A 16,435-nucleotide genomic window follows, 5' to 3' on the forward strand; every position below is an offset into this window, starting at 1 on the left:
AGATCAACACGCCCTAGTGACTCATCAGATTACTATAAGTATGTTTCCGATTGTCAATCATATGGGTTTCACAATGATGTTAATGGTGACAGTTGGTATAACTGGAATGTTCACGCAGAAGTCCCTGGCTATTCTAGACATTGGATGGGAATTGCAACAAGTGACCCTGATATAAGACTTAGCCCTGGCTATTACTCAAGCTTCGTAGGTAACCCAGAACCAACCAATCACTAAAAAATATTTCGAGACTTCGAAGTTTACTACCAATAAATCAATCTATTAATCGCAATACGTCTGATTTCATCCAATCTGTTATTGCGATTAAAAATTTCAATTTACCTTTCAATTACTCCCTATTTTAAACTGCTAATCAAATTGACACTCACATTTGTAAAAACACCCCTTCCCTGAATAAATCCTACTTTTTCAATGCGTTATTAATGGCACGATTTATTCATAACATCATATGCAACTTGTTAAGGGGAACGACTATGAGAAGAATATCATTATTGCTGGGGTCGATTTGTTTAGGAGTAAATGCATACGCAACGCCATTCGACACCTGCCCGAGCCAAGCATTTTTGTTTCAATCTACCCCGACTCAGATTTACGGGGTTAATCTAGTCACTGGCTCTACAACTTTGCTGGAAACAGACACTGGCATTCCAGGGAACATTAATGCTGTCGGGTTTGATTTCACCGACCGCTATCTTTACGGCTACGACACGACCGAGAACCGTGTTGTCCGTATGGGGCAAGATTTCCAGGCGGAGGTGTTAAATGTGTCTGGTCTGCTCGGAACAGGGAATCACTTTTTCGTGGGTGACGTCTATGATCATGTGTACTACCTGTATAGAAGAAACAAAGGTATATACAAAATTGATCTCGCACCTCTCGACAGTGACCCAACCGCGGCACTTTCACTAGTACAAGTAAACTCTACGGCAACACTTTCTTTTGCTGATTTTGCTTTTCACCCAGATAACGGCAATATATATGCAGTAGATACAAATACAGGGAAACTTTACAGTATCGACCGTACCACTGGCGTAACGACTCTTGTCGGCAACACCGGTGTGACGGGGTCGTTCGGCGCTGCTTACTTTGATGTTGATGCTAATCTGTATTTGTCGCGCAACTCCGACGGTAAAATTTTTAGAATCGACTTGTCTTCCGCAAGCCTCGCGGCGGGCACTGTAACCGCTGTAGAGTTTGTTTCTAATGGGCCAGTATCCAATCAAAACGATGGTGCCCGCTGCGCTAACGCGCCAATCATCGATCCAAATGACCCTATCGACTTTGGTGATGCACCAGACACCTACAGCACAACATTGGCGTCAAATGGCCCACGTCATGAAGTTGATGGTACAACCTACTTGGGCAGCGTTGCCCCTGATGGCGATGTTGGCGGGCAAGCGGATGACAATGCTGTCGACACTGCCGATGAAGAAGGGGTTGGCTTCGTGGCGGCACTCGACCCGGGTTTAAGCTCGGTGATTGAAGTCACCGCTTCCACTTCTGGCTATTTGTCTGCATGGTTTGACTGGAACCGAGATGGTGACTTTGCTGATGCGGGTGAGCAAGTCTTTACTGATGAACTTCTCTCTGCTGGTAGTAACACGCTGCCATTTATTGTGTCTGACGCGGCCACTGCAGGGTCAAGCTGGAGCCGTTTCCGATTCAGTCAACAGACAGGCCTAAGCTACACGGGTGGTTCAACGTCTGGTGAAGTGGAAGACCACCCTATTACCATTACAGGTAACGGGTACTCGGTCGAGCACTTCCCGAGTGTTGACTCTTATGCTTCGGTCGCGTTTGAAGACAACTGGCCATATACGGCTGATTACGATATGAATGACGTGGTCGTCGACCTTCAAATAACAGAGACCACCCTCGCAGGACATGTCGAAATCATCAGTATTTCTGGTAAGTTGGTTGCTTACGGTGCTAGTTATCAAAACGGCTTCGCGATCCGACTACCTGGCGTCGCACGAAGCAGCATTGAAACGGCCTTAACAACGCTCAAATTCGACGGTGTTGAACAAGCTTCGAGTGGCCTTGAATCTATCTCCGATGAAGCCATATTTATTATCGGTGAAGATATGAGTGTACACGCCAGCCCAAGCGGCGGTTGTACTTACTTCAGAACCGAATCGGGTTGTGACACTGGCGCTTCGCTGCTGAACTTTTCTCTCGATATCTATTTTACCGAAGGCTCCGATCGCTCTGCCATTGCCAACATGCCGTATGACCCGTTCATATTCGCCACACCAAATACTTATCATGGTGAAGGGCTTCCATTCCAACCTGGACGAACATTGGAAATCCACCTGCCAGGCCAAGCTCCTACGGAACAATTCGATACGAGTTTATACGGTATCGGCGTCGATGCTAGCTTGAATGGCTCCAACAACTACTTTAAAACCGCTACCTACCTGCCTTGGGCACTGCTCATCGTTGAAGATTGGGAATGGCCACTGGAGCGCGTTGATATTGTCGAAGCCTACCCTGAGTTCCAAGATTGGGCAGAATCCGGCGGCACAACAAACCAAAACTGGCATCAATCACCTGCCACTGACAAAACTTACGATCTGCCATAGGGAGAGGATACGATGAAATATATAATTGCAATTCTTATTGGGGTTATCCTACTCGCGCTCGCCGCCTGTGGGGGCGGTGATGGCTCTGGCGGTGGAAGCAACGATGATGACAGCTCTACTCCGCCCCCTGTTACCATTGTTGAACCAGATGAGCCAGATGATCCGACAACAGCGCAGGACTTAGTTGTCCCAGAGGGCTTTGACTACAACCCAGTAAAACCGGGTACACTGAGTGTGGATATTAGCGGCTTTTCGACACAACGAGCACAGCTGAGTTTGTACAAGCAATTTAGCGAAGACAACGCTGGTAACTACCGAGCTCATTACGCAAGTAAAGTGGTTTCTGTTCCATTAGCCAGTGGGAAAGTGGATTTCGACTTTAATGTATCTGACAACCAAAAAGACTTGCTGGTCGAGATTTGGTTTTATGATGGCTCAGAGCCGGTAAAACGTGTTATCTCTGTCAATGACACTAGCTTGAAGCTGTAAGGCTATCTAGCTCTACGGGTAACTAAGCACCACTTAAAAAATCGCATGCTTCTTCGGAACATGCGATTTTTTTTGAATGCTAGAAGGTGACTGTGAAATAGTTTTAATGATCTACTGACCATTCAGAGAGGTTTGAACCAAGCACTCTAATGACAATCTCTTCAAAATACAGAGCTTGCTTTTAACTTCATGACTCCACTTTTCAAAATCGTACACATTTTCCAACCTTTTTGACTCTCATAATGAAAACGTCAGGAATGCTTAGAAAAAAACACTTAACAAACAAGGCATAATAAATGGCATAAAAGTTTTATATGCATCTTTACCTAATTCAAAAGGGACTTCTTATGAAACGTTTATTTCTCCTAGCAACGGGGATTGCGATAAGTACACATAGCTTCGCAGGGCCGTTTAGTGAATGCCCCAGTGATGCCTACTTAATCCAAGGGAAGCCAGCATCGGTATACTCTGTCGACTTAGTAACCGGCACCTACAATTTAGAAGTGACCTCCATCGGCTTAGGTCAGTCCGGCTTTAATGCTGCGGGTTTTAGTGAGAACGATGGTTATCTTTACGGCTATGATTCCGAGAACCAGAGAGTATTGAGAATGGGGAGTGATTTCCAGGCCGAAGTTGTGTCCGTGTCAAACTTACCCAGTTACGGTTTTATTGCAGGTGACGTATACGATGACTACCTTTATTTCTACAACAAGTCGAAAGGTATATTCAAGATTAACCTCGCCCCTTTGGCATCAAACTCTTCAGCCAGCCTGAGTATTCAAACCGTCAAATCCTATTCGACTAACAAAGCAAATCACTCTGATATCGCCATTCACCCTTTAAACGGAAAGATGTATGGTGTCGATAATAGTACGGGGATTTTATACGAGTACAGCCGCTCAGACGGCAGTAGAATCGATAGAGGCAACACTGGTATCGGTGGAGACGGATATGGCGCTCTGTATTTTGACGGCGAGGGATATCTGTACGCCGCTAGTAATAGTACAGGCAACATTTATAGAATCGATCTAACCGATCCATCGAACATCACCAATGTAAACGGAGTGTTCTTTGCAAATGGACCCGCTTCTGGCCAGAATGACGGCGCACGATGTGCGAGCGCATCTGCTGTACCAAAAAACTCTACAATTGACTTTGGCGATGCTCCAAATACCTACAGCACGACATTGGCGTCAAACGGTCCTCGCCACGAAATAGACGGTTCTACCTACTTGGGTAGCGTTGCCCCTGATGGTGATTCTGATGGGCAAGCGGATGACAATGCTGTCGACACTGCCGATGAAGAAGGGGTTGGCTTCGTGGCGGCACTCGACCCAGGTTTAAGCTCGGTGATTGAAGTCACCGCCTCCACTTCTGGCTATTTGTCTGCATGGTTTGACTGGAACCGAGATGGCGACTTTGCTGATGCGGGTGAGCAAGTCTTTACTGATGAACTTCTCTCCGCTGGTAGTAACACGCTGCCATTTATTGTGTCTGACGCGGCCACTGCGGGGTCAAGCTGGAGCCGTTTCCGATTCAGTCAACAGACAGGCCTAAGCTACACCGGTGGTTCAACGTCTGGTGAAGTGGAAGACCACCCTATTACCATTACAGGTAACGGGTACTCGGTCGAGCATTTCCCAACTGTTGACTCTTATGCTTCCGTCGCGTTTGAAGACAACTGGCCATATACGGCTGATTACGATATGAATGACGTGGTCGTCGACCTTCAAATAACAGAGACCACCCTCGCAGGACATGTCGAAATCATCAGTATTTCTGGTAAGTTAGTGGCTTACGGTGCTAGTTATCAAAACGGCTTCGCGATCCGACTACCTGGCGTCGCACGAAGCAGCATTGAAACGGCGTTAACAACGCTCAAATTCGACGGTGTTGAACAAGCTTCGAGTGGCCTTGAATCTATCTCCGATGAAGCCATATTCATTATCGGTGAAGATATGAGTGTACACGCTAGTCCAAGCGGCGGTTGTACTTACTTCAGAACTGAATCGGGTTGTGACACTGGCGCTTCGCTGCTGAACTTTTCTCTCGATATCTACTTTACCGAAGGCTCCGATCGCTCTGCCATTGCCAACATGCCGTATGACCCGTTCATATTCGCCACACCAAATACTTATCATGGTGAAGGGCTTCCGTTCCAACCTGGACGAACATTGGAGATCCACCTGCCAGGCCAAGCTCCTACGGAACAATTCGATACGAGTTTATACGGTATCGGTGTCGATGCTAGCTTGAATGGCTCCAACAACTACTTTAAAACCGCTACCTACCTACCTTGGGCACTGCTCATCGTTGAAGATTGGGAATGGCCACTGGAGCGCGTTGATATTGTTGAAGCCTACCCTGAGTTCCAAGATTGGGCAGAATCCGGCGGCACAACAAACCAAAACTGGCATCAATCACCTGCCACTGACAAAACTTACGATCTGCCATAGGGAGAGGATACGATGAAATATATAATTGCAATTCTTATGGGGTTTATCCTACTCGCGCTCACCGCCTGTGGAGGCGGTGATGGCTCTGGCGGTGGAAGCAGCGATGACGACAGCTCTACTCCGCCCCCTGTTACCATTGTTGAACCAGATGAGCCAGATGATCCGACAACAGCGCGGGACTTAGTTGTCCCAGAGGGCTTTGACTACAACCCAGTAAAACCGGGTACACTGAGTGTGGATATCAGCGGCTTTTCGACACAACGAGCACAGCTGAGTTTGTACAAGCAATTTAGCGAAGACAACGCTGGTAACTACCGAGCTCATTACGCAAGTAAAATGGTTTCTGTTCCATTAGCCAGTGGGAAAGTGGATTTCGACTTTAATATATCTGACAGCCAAAAAGACTTGCTGGTCGAGATTTGGTTTTATGATGGCTCAGAGCCGGTAAAACGTGTTATCTCTGTCAATGACACTAGCTTGAAGCTGTAAGGCTATCTGGCTATCTGGCTATCTAGCTCTACGGGCAGTTAAGCTCCACATAAAAATCGCATGCTTCTTCGGAACATGCGATTTTTTTGAATTGGGAGAAAACGTCATAAATTAGGATATCGCTCTCACTCGTAGCAACTTACCGTAACTTCCAGCAAGTCAGTTTCGATTATCCTTCAAAGAGCCAAATTCACATCAGGCTCGGTCATATGTGGCGAATGGTTCATCGTCAGAACTAACATTTAACATTCACTAAATACATAAAAACCAGCCACATATTTACCAAAAAAATAACCCTCAATAAAACCCCACCAGCCTTTAATAATAATCACATCAGTTATTATTGATATTACTTCTCAGTTGCACTAACATTCGCAACTTCTTCCTGTATGGACACACTTCCTTACAAATCAAAACTTCATAACGGAATAGTTAAATGGGCCTTATCCATAGAGCAATCGCATTGGTGCTGTGTACTCTCACCTCATTTGGATCTTTCGCGACTAATGAACGTTCGGTCACAGATGAAAGAGGAACGTTCACGATCACAGGGACACCTCAACGCGTCGTTGCTTTGGAGTATTCTTTTGTCGATGCCCTAGCCTCTGTCGGAGTTTCTCCTGTTGGCGTTGCGGATGATAAAGATGTAAACCGAATTCTTAAATCGATTCGAGACCAAGTGGCACCTTGGACTTCTGTTGGTATGCGCCCCCAGCCAAGCCTAGAAGTTATCTCTCAATTGAAGCCTGACCTTATCATTGCCGATGTTCAACGACATTCGTCTGCCTATGACGCTCTGTCTAAGATTGCCCCAACACTGCTTCTGAAAAGCCGTGGTGAGAACTATGAACAGAACCTAGATGCCGCAATGAAAATCGGTATTGTTCTAAACAAGGAACAAGAGATGAAGTCGCGCATTGAGCAACACAAAAAGGTGATGGCTGAATTCAAGACGAAGTTTGCGAGCTCCGACACTATGCAGTTCGCGGTTGCAACAGAGAAAGGCATGTGGCTACATGGCCCAAAATCGTACGCGGGAAGCGTGTTAACTTGCCTAGGTATCCAGAGCCCAATTCCAAATGAGAAAGAGCGCGCTTACGTTGAAGTGAGTTTAGAACAGCTACTTAAAACCAACCCGGACTGGCTTTTGATTGGGCCATACAGTGAGAAAACCATCGCAGACACATGGAAACAGAGCCCCCTTTTCAATCTCCTTAACGCACGCAAGCGCCAACAGGTTGTGAATGTTTCGCCACAAGCTTGGTCTCTTAACCGAGGTATGCATGCTGCCGAACAAATCGCACAAGATCTTTCTGAATTACTTAACAAATAGATGTCTTTTATTAATGTTATGCAAAGTAGAAAAGCGCTATTTGGCTGTTTCGTTGTTTTTTTAGCACTCAGTTTGGGGACGGTTGCATCTATGATCAGCTACTCCTCTTTTGAGCTTAAGATCCACGACTTATTTGGGTTCTGGTTTAGCTTTGATGAAGCAAATATAAAACATCAGATTCTCTCATCGTTGAGAGCACCCCGTGTACTGGCCTCTATCCTGATTGGTATCAATCTCGCGATTGCCGGGCTTCTTATGCAAGGGCTAACAGCCAATCCGCTGGCGTCTCCAAGCATTTTGGGGATAAACGCCGGGGCATCTTGTTTTATCGCTATCTCTTCCATGAATTTGGTTTTCTTGCCCGAATTACCACTTTCCGTTAATGCACTGCTTGGTGGCGCGGTAAGCGGACTGCTCGTACTTTCTTTAGGTGGTTTCTTTGCTGGTAAGTCACATCCAATTAAGTTGGTATTGGCCGGCATTGCGGTTAACGCCCTGTTAGTTGGTATTACGAGAAGTGCATTGATCCTAGCCGATGATATGGCCTATAGCGTTTTGAACTGGCTGGCTGGGTCGATCGCGAACATCACTTGGGAAGACTGGGCACAATTTTGGCCTGTGAGCTTGGTTGGAATCGTTTTGACCATATCACTTGCTCGTAATCTTAACTTGCTGACTCTTGGCGACGATATTGCGACCGGACTTGGTGTGAACCTCAACCGTACACGTGTTATTGCTTGTATTTCCGTGCTGTTGCTAACCACATCGAGTGTCGCTATCGCGGGACCTATCGCTTTTGTTGGCCTACTTGTTCCTCATATCGCCCGTAAGCTTGTTGGCACCAATCACTTTATTTTGCTGCCTGTCACCGCGATGCTTGGCGCAAGCCTTTTGGTGTGGTCTGACGTTATTTCACGCATGGTCGCGTTCCCAGCAGAAACGCCAGTCGGGGTTATTACTGCATTGATTGGTTCGCCATTCTTCATTGCACTGGCCGTTAGGAGCAAAGTGTCATGAACAAAACAAAAGCAATTACGTTAACCATTTTATTAATTGCTTGTGCGATAGGCAGCTTATTCGTCGGTAGTGTCTCCCTTTCCTTAAGTGACGTGGTAACTACATTACTTCACGGTGGTGACTTCGATTTCATTATTAATCAATACCGACTGCCACGTTTTATCTTAGCGATTGGCGTTGGTGCTGGACTCGGGCTTTCTGGAGCATTGATCCAAGGAGTCTTGAGAAACCCTCTCGCCTCACCAGATTTAATGGGTATCAGCGCGGGTACTGGTTTTGCTGCAACCTTGCTGCTTGTTTATGTGCCAGACGCATCATTGCCGTTGCTTGCCTCTGTTGCCATTTCCGGAGGAGTTACCGCCGCGCTTGGTATTATTGGTATCAGCTATAAATACAACCCCACCCCAGCAAGGCTCGCATTGATTGGCATTGCAATCAGCACCTTCATTTCTAGCGGTATCGATTTTCTGCTGATTGTTAACCCGGTAGAAATTAATACGGCAATGGTCTGGTTAACCGGAAGCTTATGGGGGCGTAACTGGTCACAAGTGCCATTGATTTGGATATCACTGGCCATCTTACTGCCTCTTGCGTTGCGACTGGCTTGGAAACTCGACTTAATGGGGCTTGGGGAAGAAGCCGCCACCACAATAGGTGCTCAACCAGAGCGCACACGCTTTATCGCATTGGTTCTTTCCGTTCTCCTTGCCAGTATTAGCGTTGCAGTATGTGGGACGATCAGCTTCGTGGGCTTGCTATCTCCTCATTTAGCTCGCTTATTGTTTGGACACAATCACAAGTACTTGCTCCCTATGTCTGGTGTGATTGGGGCTTTACTTGTGGTTGTCGCAGACGCCGCCGCTCGTGGTATTGCTCCCCCACTTGAACTTCCGGCTGGAGTACTGACTTCGCTCATTGGTGCACCTTACTTCATCTTCTTACTTCAACGCTATAAAGGTTGGAAATAATGCTTAAAACACATCAGCTGTCTGTTTCTTATGGCAAAGAAAACATTATTCATAACCTCGATCTCGACATTCCAGAAGGAAAGATCACAGCATTAATTGGTCCCAACGGAAGTGGTAAGTCGACGTTGCTTAAAACCTTATGTCGCATCAACAAACAATTTGATGGCTCACTCACTGTCTACGATAAGTCGATTAAAGATTACGCCGACAAAGAGCTGTCTCGATACATTTCATTGCTGCCACAAGTGTTGACAATGCCAGAAGATATTACGGTGAGAAGACTCGTTGAATACGGTCGCTCACCCTATTTATCCTACTGGGGGCGTTTGACTCAAGACGACCACGAAAAAGTAGACAAAGCCATTGCCGCAACACAGATAGAGGAATTGGTCGATAAGAAGGTAGATGCTCTATCCGGCGGTCAGCGCCAACGTGTTTGGATAGCGATGGTTTTGGCACAAGACACACCAATTGTCATGCTTGATGAACCGACCACTTACCTCGATTTATCTCACCAAGTAGAGCTGATGAAGTTGATTCAAAAGCTAAATGCGGCAGGAAAAACCGTGATTGTCGTACTTCATGATTTGAACCAAGCCTGCCGTTACTGCGATCACTTGGTGGTACTTAAGAAGGGGCAAGTTACCCATCAAGGTGCACCTGAAGAGATATTCACTCAATCGTTGCTCAAGGATGTTTTCGATCTTGATGCAATGATCATGAATGACCCCGTTTCAAACAAACCTATGTGTATAAACCTATAAAAACAATCGACATAGCCTTAATTTAAATACTCAAGACAGGATATTAAAATGAGTAAACTTCCTTTCACTCTTTCAGTATTAGCACTTTCAATCGCGAGTGCACACGCTGAGACAGATACGCAAAACGAAGGCGTACAAGAGATGGAAACCATGGTGGTAACAGCGACCCGTTATACCCAAACACCAGATAAAATTGCAGGTGCGGTAACCGTCATCGACGCTGAGGATATTGAAGAACAATCTATCATCTCTGACGACCTGACCAGCATTCTTGCTACCTTGGTTCCGGGTATTACACCAAGTCGCCAAAAGATGTCTAACCAAGGCGAAAACCTGCGTGGTCGCCAAGCGCTCATCATGATTGATGGTGTACCTCAAGTGAACCCTCTTCGAAACGGCAACCGTTACGGCTATACGATTGATCCATCAATGGTTGAACGAATCGAGGTCGTGAATGGTGCAAGTGCGGTTCAAGGTATGGGAGCTACAGGCGGTATCATCAACTACATCACGAAAGGTGCAAAACCGGGTGATGATTGGAAACAAACGGTTGGTACTCGTGTGACTTCAAGTTTCGATAACGACAGCACTGGCGGAAAAGTTTTCTACAACGTCAGTAAGTACGATGACGAATTTGACCTGTTCTTTGGTGGTTCTTGGGATCAACAAGGCCTTTACTACGATGGTAATGGTAACCCTATTGGCATGAACGACATTCAGGGTGAAACGCAAGACAGCACAGCGACGGACATTTTCTTTAAAGGTGGCTACAACTTTGATGACGGTAATCAGCGTATCGAATTGATGGCTAACACCTATACGATCGAGGCCAATGGTAACTATAAAGGTGTCAAAGGTGATTTCGAGAATGGAATTCCTGGGACTGTAGAGCCGGGCTCTCCTTCAGGTGAACCAGTGAGCAATGAAGCTCAGTTATTCAACCTACAATACACGAACTACGATCTGGGCAATGGTATGCTTACCGCTCAGATGTTCTACCAAAACTACGATGCGGTGTTTGGTGAAGCAACGTGGTATCCAACCGAAACCAAAGTTAACGACCAAGGCGCTATCTCTTCTCAAAAGACTGGCTTTAAAGTCGGTTACGAAACCTATAACTTGCTCGACCTCGATGATACTTGGGTATTTGGCTTAGATGGCCTACATGATCAAACGGAACAAACACTCGACCAGTCAGGCTTGAATGTGACGCCTCTTATGGAATATTACAGCCTAGCGCCATTTGTCCAGGGTGACTTCCTAGTGACGGATGCGCTTCGCCTATCGACCGGCGTTCGCTATGAAAGCATCCGAGTAAAAGTAAGCGATGGTCAAACTATTTATGGCTACGGTGTCGATGGACACAACTCTGAGATCATTGGTGGCACACAGGACTCTTCAAAAGCGGTATTCAACGTAGGCGCCGTTTATACTTTTACGGATGAATTCAGCACGTTTGCTAGCTTCAACCAAGGGTTTGGCCTGCCAGATATTGGTCGTATCCTACGTGGTAACTGGGTTGGTGATGCAAACCCGGGCCAAAACGGTACGCCAATTGATTTCAATACAATGCCAGCTGTAGAACCGGTTGTAACAGACAACTATGAGCTAGGCCTAACCTATCGCGGAGACAAGTTGTTTGTTAGCGCAAGCACCTACATGTCTATTGCAAAAGATGGCGCTAACCTAGCACTCAACAACAATGGTACCTACGACGTAGAACGCCAACGTACCGACATCATGGGTTACGAACTGACCTCAACCTACCAAGTGCTCGACTCAACTAAGCTGAGTGCTATGTACGCGCACGTTGAAGGTGAAGTCGATACTACAGGCAATGGCAGTGTTGACTCTGACATGGATCTAAAAAACCTGACACCAGATCGCCTACTGCTTGCCGTTAACCATAATTTCTCTGATGTGCTAGCGAGCCGAATTCAATACAACTACCTATTCGACAGCAAGAAAAGTGCAAACAATGTTGGCGCAGAGCAAAACTTTGATGGCTACGGGCTGGTTGATTTCAGTACGCATTACGACATGCGTGATAAAGGCCGTATCGCTTTTGGTATTGAAAACGTAATGGATGAGCAATACATCAACTACTTCAGCCAAATTCGTAATAACAGCTCTTACTACTTCTCTGGTCGTGGCCGCACATTCAGCTTAAGTTACGAGCTTGATTTCTAACTCTGATTTTTCTTATAAGCACTGTCCCACAGACAAAGAATGAAAATCAAAAAAGGCGAACCACATGGTTCGCCTTTTCAATTTCAAGCTAGTTGATTAGTTCGCTTTAGATGCGGCGTGCTGCACTGCCATAAACGAAATGACTTCTTCGTTTAAGCAAGATTTGCTGATGTATTGGCGTTGTTTACCAAGATGAAGAATGAAGCCCAAATCGGTTTGTTCAAGTTGGTCGATTTCTTTCCAAGCGAGTCTGCGATCAACTTTACCGCTTTTGTAGCGTACGCCATCCGCATTCACTTCAAATACCACTTTGCTGCCACGGCTTGAGCTGATGGTCTGACGCCACAGCCACCAAGTCCTTTTGAAGTAAACGCTGCATGCTTCAATCACACTCAATACGATAAAGAACCAACCGACATAACCATTGGGTAGCAGTTCGAACTCTAATAAAACCACACCAAAAATGAGAAAGAGTAATCCTTTCAAATACGCCTGTGGGAACTTAGGTGGCTGGCTAGTTTGGTCATAGCACTCTGCAAAAAAAGGCTTGTCGAGTATGTATTCTGTGGTGAATTCGAAATCTTTAGACATGTATGGTTACTTTAAGGTTTCTGTGAATGAGTATTCTTGGTTGTGCTCTTGCAACACGTGCATTGTAGCGCTTCTCAGGCATTATCTTTAGCGATTTTGATTCTGTTTTGTAAGTCAATAATACCAAAACGCGAGAAGATCAGTACGTTTACCAAGATCAAACAAGGCGAAGCATTTGGCTCGCCTTGTTGTTATTTACCGATGCGACTTCTTGAGTTTTTTACTTTAGAGGGTCGTTATCTGGCAACGCACTGTGTATCCATACTGCCAGTCGGTGTTTGATGCTTGCACCGTCTAGCTTGCTTTCCGGTAGTGGTGTGATCTGTTTTGCATCGACCAAGAATAGATAAATCGCTTTTACTCTTACAGGCTGTGGTGACTGAGGAAGGTCAAAACCTTGTAGTTTCGCCATCTTCCCACCAATCTCTAGTGCCTTCTTAACCAGTTTGTCTTCATTGTGAAGCTTGGAGCTTTTTGACATTGATAAATCCTCTTCTTCGCTTCAGTTAAGAATACATTAAGTGTCACGCATGGCATGTTAGTAAGCTCGCATATTGGTAAGTTTATGCGTTATTGCCAAGTAAACGATTGAAAAAACCTCTCTATCTTTTAAACCTCTTTATCTTTTTATCGCTAACATTGAGTAGATAGTCACCAACATACCATTCAACTATGTTACACCTTTGCGCTGAACCTCCAATGATGCCGACATCAATTGATAATATCAATGCTTAATCAGTTAGTTATAGAGAGAATGGCAACCCAACCCGACCGAAAGTCACTCGCATTATTGTGTTACATTGATGTCTTAATCGTTGAAAAATCTTACTGCCAAGGAGAACAAATGCAGATAAAAACCATGAGTAAAGGAATACTGGGCACTGCGTTAGCAGCGACGTTGGGCATCAGCCCTTTGGTACACGCAGAACAGCCGGTCTACGTGCAAGCATCTAAAGGAAGTTTTAATGACGCCGCTATCACTCAGTTATTTACCCAGCATCCAGAACTCAAAGCGCCTGTAGATTTTGCAGGCACACCGACAAATACCTTTAAAATGGCAAACGAACGCGGCGGACTGGCCTTTAGCGCCGTAGAAAACTCAACCATTGATGGGCGTCTAGTACAGGCGACAGTGGAGGCCTTTCAGCAATACAAACCTGTCGATTTGAAAGATTTTATCACAACACCAATCGAAATGTGTGTGTTAATGAACACCGAAGATGTGAAAACTAAGCATCCAATCACATTAATTGCTTCTCACCCCGCTGCGTTAAAACAAATCAATTTATGGAAAACAAAGCAGACCAAAGCCAAAGAGCTTGCTGTACCTGAAGGCACTGCTGCTGCGGCAAAACAGGTGTCTGAACGTCAACTCCCAGCGGGCAGCGTGGCGATTGGAGCGTGTGTACTTGAATCGACGTATGCCAACTTAGCGGTCATAGAAAAAGGAGTACAAGACAATAAAGACAACAAGACATCATTTTTGCTGATGGACATTAGCAAGCGTGAGACGCCGATAACAGAAGCTCAAGCACGTAAAGCCTTGATTGCAGCGATCAAACAGGGAAAAGCGTTGGCTAAGTAAATAAGAAAAGAACCCCGTAGATAGCTTAACGAAAAGCCTCCGTCTTGGCCTTTCGCTAATGAAATACGCAACAGCAACTTACTCTGCTTCAGGTCGAATACTTTTGTTGGTCAGCTTTGCGATTAACCCACCTATCTTTCTTCGCATATCACGTCTCTCGACAATCATATCTAATGCGCCATGCTCCAGAAGGAACTCACTTTGTTGGAAACCATCCGGCAGTTTTTCTCGCACGGTTTGTTCGATTACGCGACGCCCTGCAAACCCAATTCTTGCCTCTGGTTCACCGATATTGATGTCTCCCAGCATTGCGATGCTTGCAGATACGCCACCAAACGTTTGATCAGTCAACACCGAAATATAGGGCAAGCCCGCACGGGATAAATGATCCAACGCCGCACTGGTTTTGGCCATTTGCATCAATGCCATCAAAGACTCTTGCATCCTTGCACCGCCACAGGCAGAAAAGCAGACTAAGCCGCGATTTTCTTCGATGGCAATATCGACGGCCTCAACAAACTTTGCACCTACCACCGAACCCATTGAGCCGGCCATAAAAGAAAACTCAAATGCGCAAGCAACGATGGGTAACCCTAATAGCTCGCCTTTCATCGCAACCAGTGCATCTTTCTCTCCTGTGCTTTTTTGAGCAAGGGCGATCCGTTCTTTGTAGCGTTTCTTGTCTTTAAAGTTGAGCACATCTTTCGGCTCATACTCGCAGGCAATCTCGCTTCGCTTCTCATTATCCAAAAAGCTGTCCAATCGATGGCGCGCAGTCATTCGCATATGATGGTTGCATTTAGGGCACACTTCCAAGTTTTCTTTTAGCGCTATTCGATACAACACTTGTTCACAAGACGGGCACTTGGTCCAAACGCCTTCGGGGATCGATGCTTTACGCGTGTTAATAATGTTGTTTTTATCTAATAACTTTTCTAACCAACTCATAAGGAACCTTTATCCAGAAACGACGTTGACGAGCATTGTATAAACCTAATTTAGGTAATAAAGTGGGTTTAATTGGCTTTATAATCCAACAAAATGGGATTAACTGAGATGCTTGATAAGATCGACCCGCAATGGCTTAAGAGTTTCCACGGTGTTTACGAGAACAACAGCTTTAAACGAGCCGCGGAGTTCTTGTGTTTACCGACATCTAATATCAGCCGTCACATTGCTCTACTCGAAGAGCAACTTGATGTGCGATTATTTGATAGAACCACAAGACGTATTTGCGCTACCGAAGCCGGAGAGCAACTCTACCTGCGTACGCAACCATTGTTCGACAAACTCAATAACGCGCTTGAAGAGGTCACTCAGCACTCGCACGAAGTCATGGGGCAGCTCAATATCCTGATGCCTGATTCACCAGAACTGGCTAAAGCTGTTGTCTCGTTTTGTGCTCAACATCCTTCGATTACATTAAATTGCGAGACCAACCTGAGCCCGAAAGAGGACTTGCTGGACGGGTTTGACGTGATCTTAAGTTTTCATCGAGGGAAGTTAGAAGACAGCAATTGGGTTGCCAAAGAAATTAAGCGCTGGCCAAGTGTTGTTGTGGCATCACCTAAACTACTACAAACTTGCCAAAAGCCGTTTCAGGCTACCGATTTAAAACACGTCCCTTGCATCAGTAGCTTTACCGCCTTGAAAGGTACACCGTGGGTTTTCAAAACAACAGATGGCTCCTTGACAACTCAAAGAGTGGCGTCATCATTTAAGGTCAACAGCGGACAGTTCGCTAAAACGGGGGCGCTGGCTGGACTTGGGTTCGCAATACTGCCCACTGGCTTTTGCCATCAAGAAATCGATTCTGGTGAGCTAGAAATGATCGAACTGGAATACGAGCCCGAAGATTTGGTGCTATATGCCTTTTACGCGTCGCGAAAACATTTAGCGAAGAAGGTACCCGTATTTATCGAGCACCTTAGAAAGCAAGCAAATGAATAGCAA

At 45.7% G+C, this 16,435-nt stretch carries 14 protein-coding genes; 11 read left to right on the forward strand and 3 right to left on the reverse strand.

Going from position 1 to position 16,435, the window contains the following annotated elements; genetic code table 11:
• Positions 1–491 precede the first annotated feature (491 nt).
• The 9 genes from KIV40_RS23020 to KIV40_RS23060 all read left to right on the forward strand — a co-directional run bounded on the left by KIV40_RS23020 (position 492) and on the right by KIV40_RS23060 (position 12,306).
• Positions 492–2,600 carry an LruC domain-containing protein gene (locus tag KIV40_RS23020; protein ID WP_285351508.1) on the forward strand — a complete coding sequence of 703 codons (2,109 nt, stop codon included), beginning with the start codon at positions 492–494 and terminating at the stop codon, positions 2,598–2,600.
• A gap of 12 nt (positions 2,601–2,612) precedes the next feature.
• Positions 2,613–3,089, forward strand: a complete 477-nt coding sequence (locus KIV40_RS23025) for a hypothetical protein (protein ID WP_255986323.1) — start codon at positions 2,613–2,615, stop codon at positions 3,087–3,089.
• A 347-nt stretch (positions 3,090–3,436) separates the two neighbouring features.
• Entirely contained in the window at positions 3,437–5,545 is a 2,109-nt protein-coding gene (locus tag KIV40_RS23030) for an LruC domain-containing protein (protein ID WP_285351512.1), read from the forward strand.
• A gap of 12 nt (positions 5,546–5,557) precedes the next feature.
• Positions 5,558–6,034, forward strand: coding sequence for a hypothetical protein (locus tag KIV40_RS23035; protein WP_285351515.1), 477 nt, complete (start codon positions 5,558–5,560; stop codon positions 6,032–6,034).
• Positions 6,035–6,470: 436 nt separating this feature from the next.
• Positions 6,471–7,367, forward strand: a complete 897-nt coding sequence (locus tag KIV40_RS23040) for a Fe(3+) dicitrate ABC transporter substrate-binding protein FecB (protein ID WP_005431260.1) — start codon at positions 6,471–6,473, stop codon at positions 7,365–7,367.
• Complete coding sequence (locus KIV40_RS23045) at positions 7,368–8,384, forward strand: iron ABC transporter permease (protein WP_134977528.1); 1,017 nt, start codon at positions 7,368–7,370, stop codon at positions 8,382–8,384. It begins immediately after the preceding gene.
• Positions 8,381–9,352, forward strand: a complete 972-nt coding sequence (locus KIV40_RS23050) for an iron ABC transporter permease (protein ID WP_012129536.1) — start codon at positions 8,381–8,383, stop codon at positions 9,350–9,352. The genes KIV40_RS23045 and KIV40_RS23050 overlap by 4 nt, the downstream gene beginning before the upstream one ends.
• Positions 9,352–10,116 carry a Fe(3+) dicitrate ABC transporter ATP-binding protein FecE gene (fecE, locus tag KIV40_RS23055; protein ID WP_285351519.1) on the forward strand — a complete coding sequence of 255 codons (765 nt, stop codon included), beginning with the start codon at positions 9,352–9,354 and terminating at the stop codon, positions 10,114–10,116. The genes KIV40_RS23050 and fecE overlap by 1 nt, the downstream gene beginning before the upstream one ends.
• 48 nt (positions 10,117–10,164) lie before the next feature.
• The gene (locus tag KIV40_RS23060) at positions 10,165–12,306 is read left to right on the forward strand and encodes a TonB-dependent receptor (RefSeq protein WP_285351521.1); all 2,142 of its coding nucleotides are present in this window, start codon (positions 10,165–10,167) and stop codon (positions 12,304–12,306) included.
• Between the two features lie 96 nt (positions 12,307–12,402).
• On the opposite strand, the gene KIV40_RS23065 is transcribed toward KIV40_RS23060, so the two are convergent.
• Positions 12,403–12,897, reverse strand: a complete 495-nt coding sequence (locus KIV40_RS23065; RefSeq protein ID WP_285351523.1) for a YcxB family protein — start codon at positions 12,895–12,897, stop codon at positions 12,403–12,405.
• Between the two features lie 220 nt (positions 12,898–13,117).
• Complete coding sequence (locus tag KIV40_RS23070; protein WP_005533223.1) at positions 13,118–13,378, reverse strand: DUF5062 family protein; 261 nt, start codon at positions 13,376–13,378, stop codon at positions 13,118–13,120.
• Positions 13,379–13,741: 363 nt separating this feature from the next.
• Between KIV40_RS23070 and KIV40_RS23075 the strand changes: the two genes are divergently transcribed.
• Positions 13,742–14,482, forward strand: coding sequence for a prephenate dehydratase domain-containing protein (locus KIV40_RS23075; RefSeq protein ID WP_285351525.1), 741 nt, complete (start codon positions 13,742–13,744; stop codon positions 14,480–14,482).
• 78 nt (positions 14,483–14,560) lie between these two features.
• On the opposite strand, the gene accD is transcribed toward KIV40_RS23075, so the two are convergent.
• Positions 14,561–15,430, reverse strand: a complete 870-nt coding sequence (gene accD / locus KIV40_RS23080; RefSeq protein ID WP_285351527.1) for an acetyl-CoA carboxylase, carboxyltransferase subunit beta — start codon at positions 15,428–15,430, stop codon at positions 14,561–14,563.
• A gap of 108 nt (positions 15,431–15,538) precedes the next feature.
• Here accD and KIV40_RS23085 point away from each other — a divergent pair, with 108 nt between their 5' ends.
• On the forward strand, positions 15,539–16,432 hold the full coding sequence (locus tag KIV40_RS23085) for a LysR family transcriptional regulator (protein WP_285351528.1): 894 nt from the start codon (positions 15,539–15,541) through the stop codon (positions 16,430–16,432).
• The last annotated feature ends 3 nt before the right edge of the window (positions 16,433–16,435 follow it).

It is taken from the genome of Vibrio sp. D173a, from assembly GCF_030248475.1.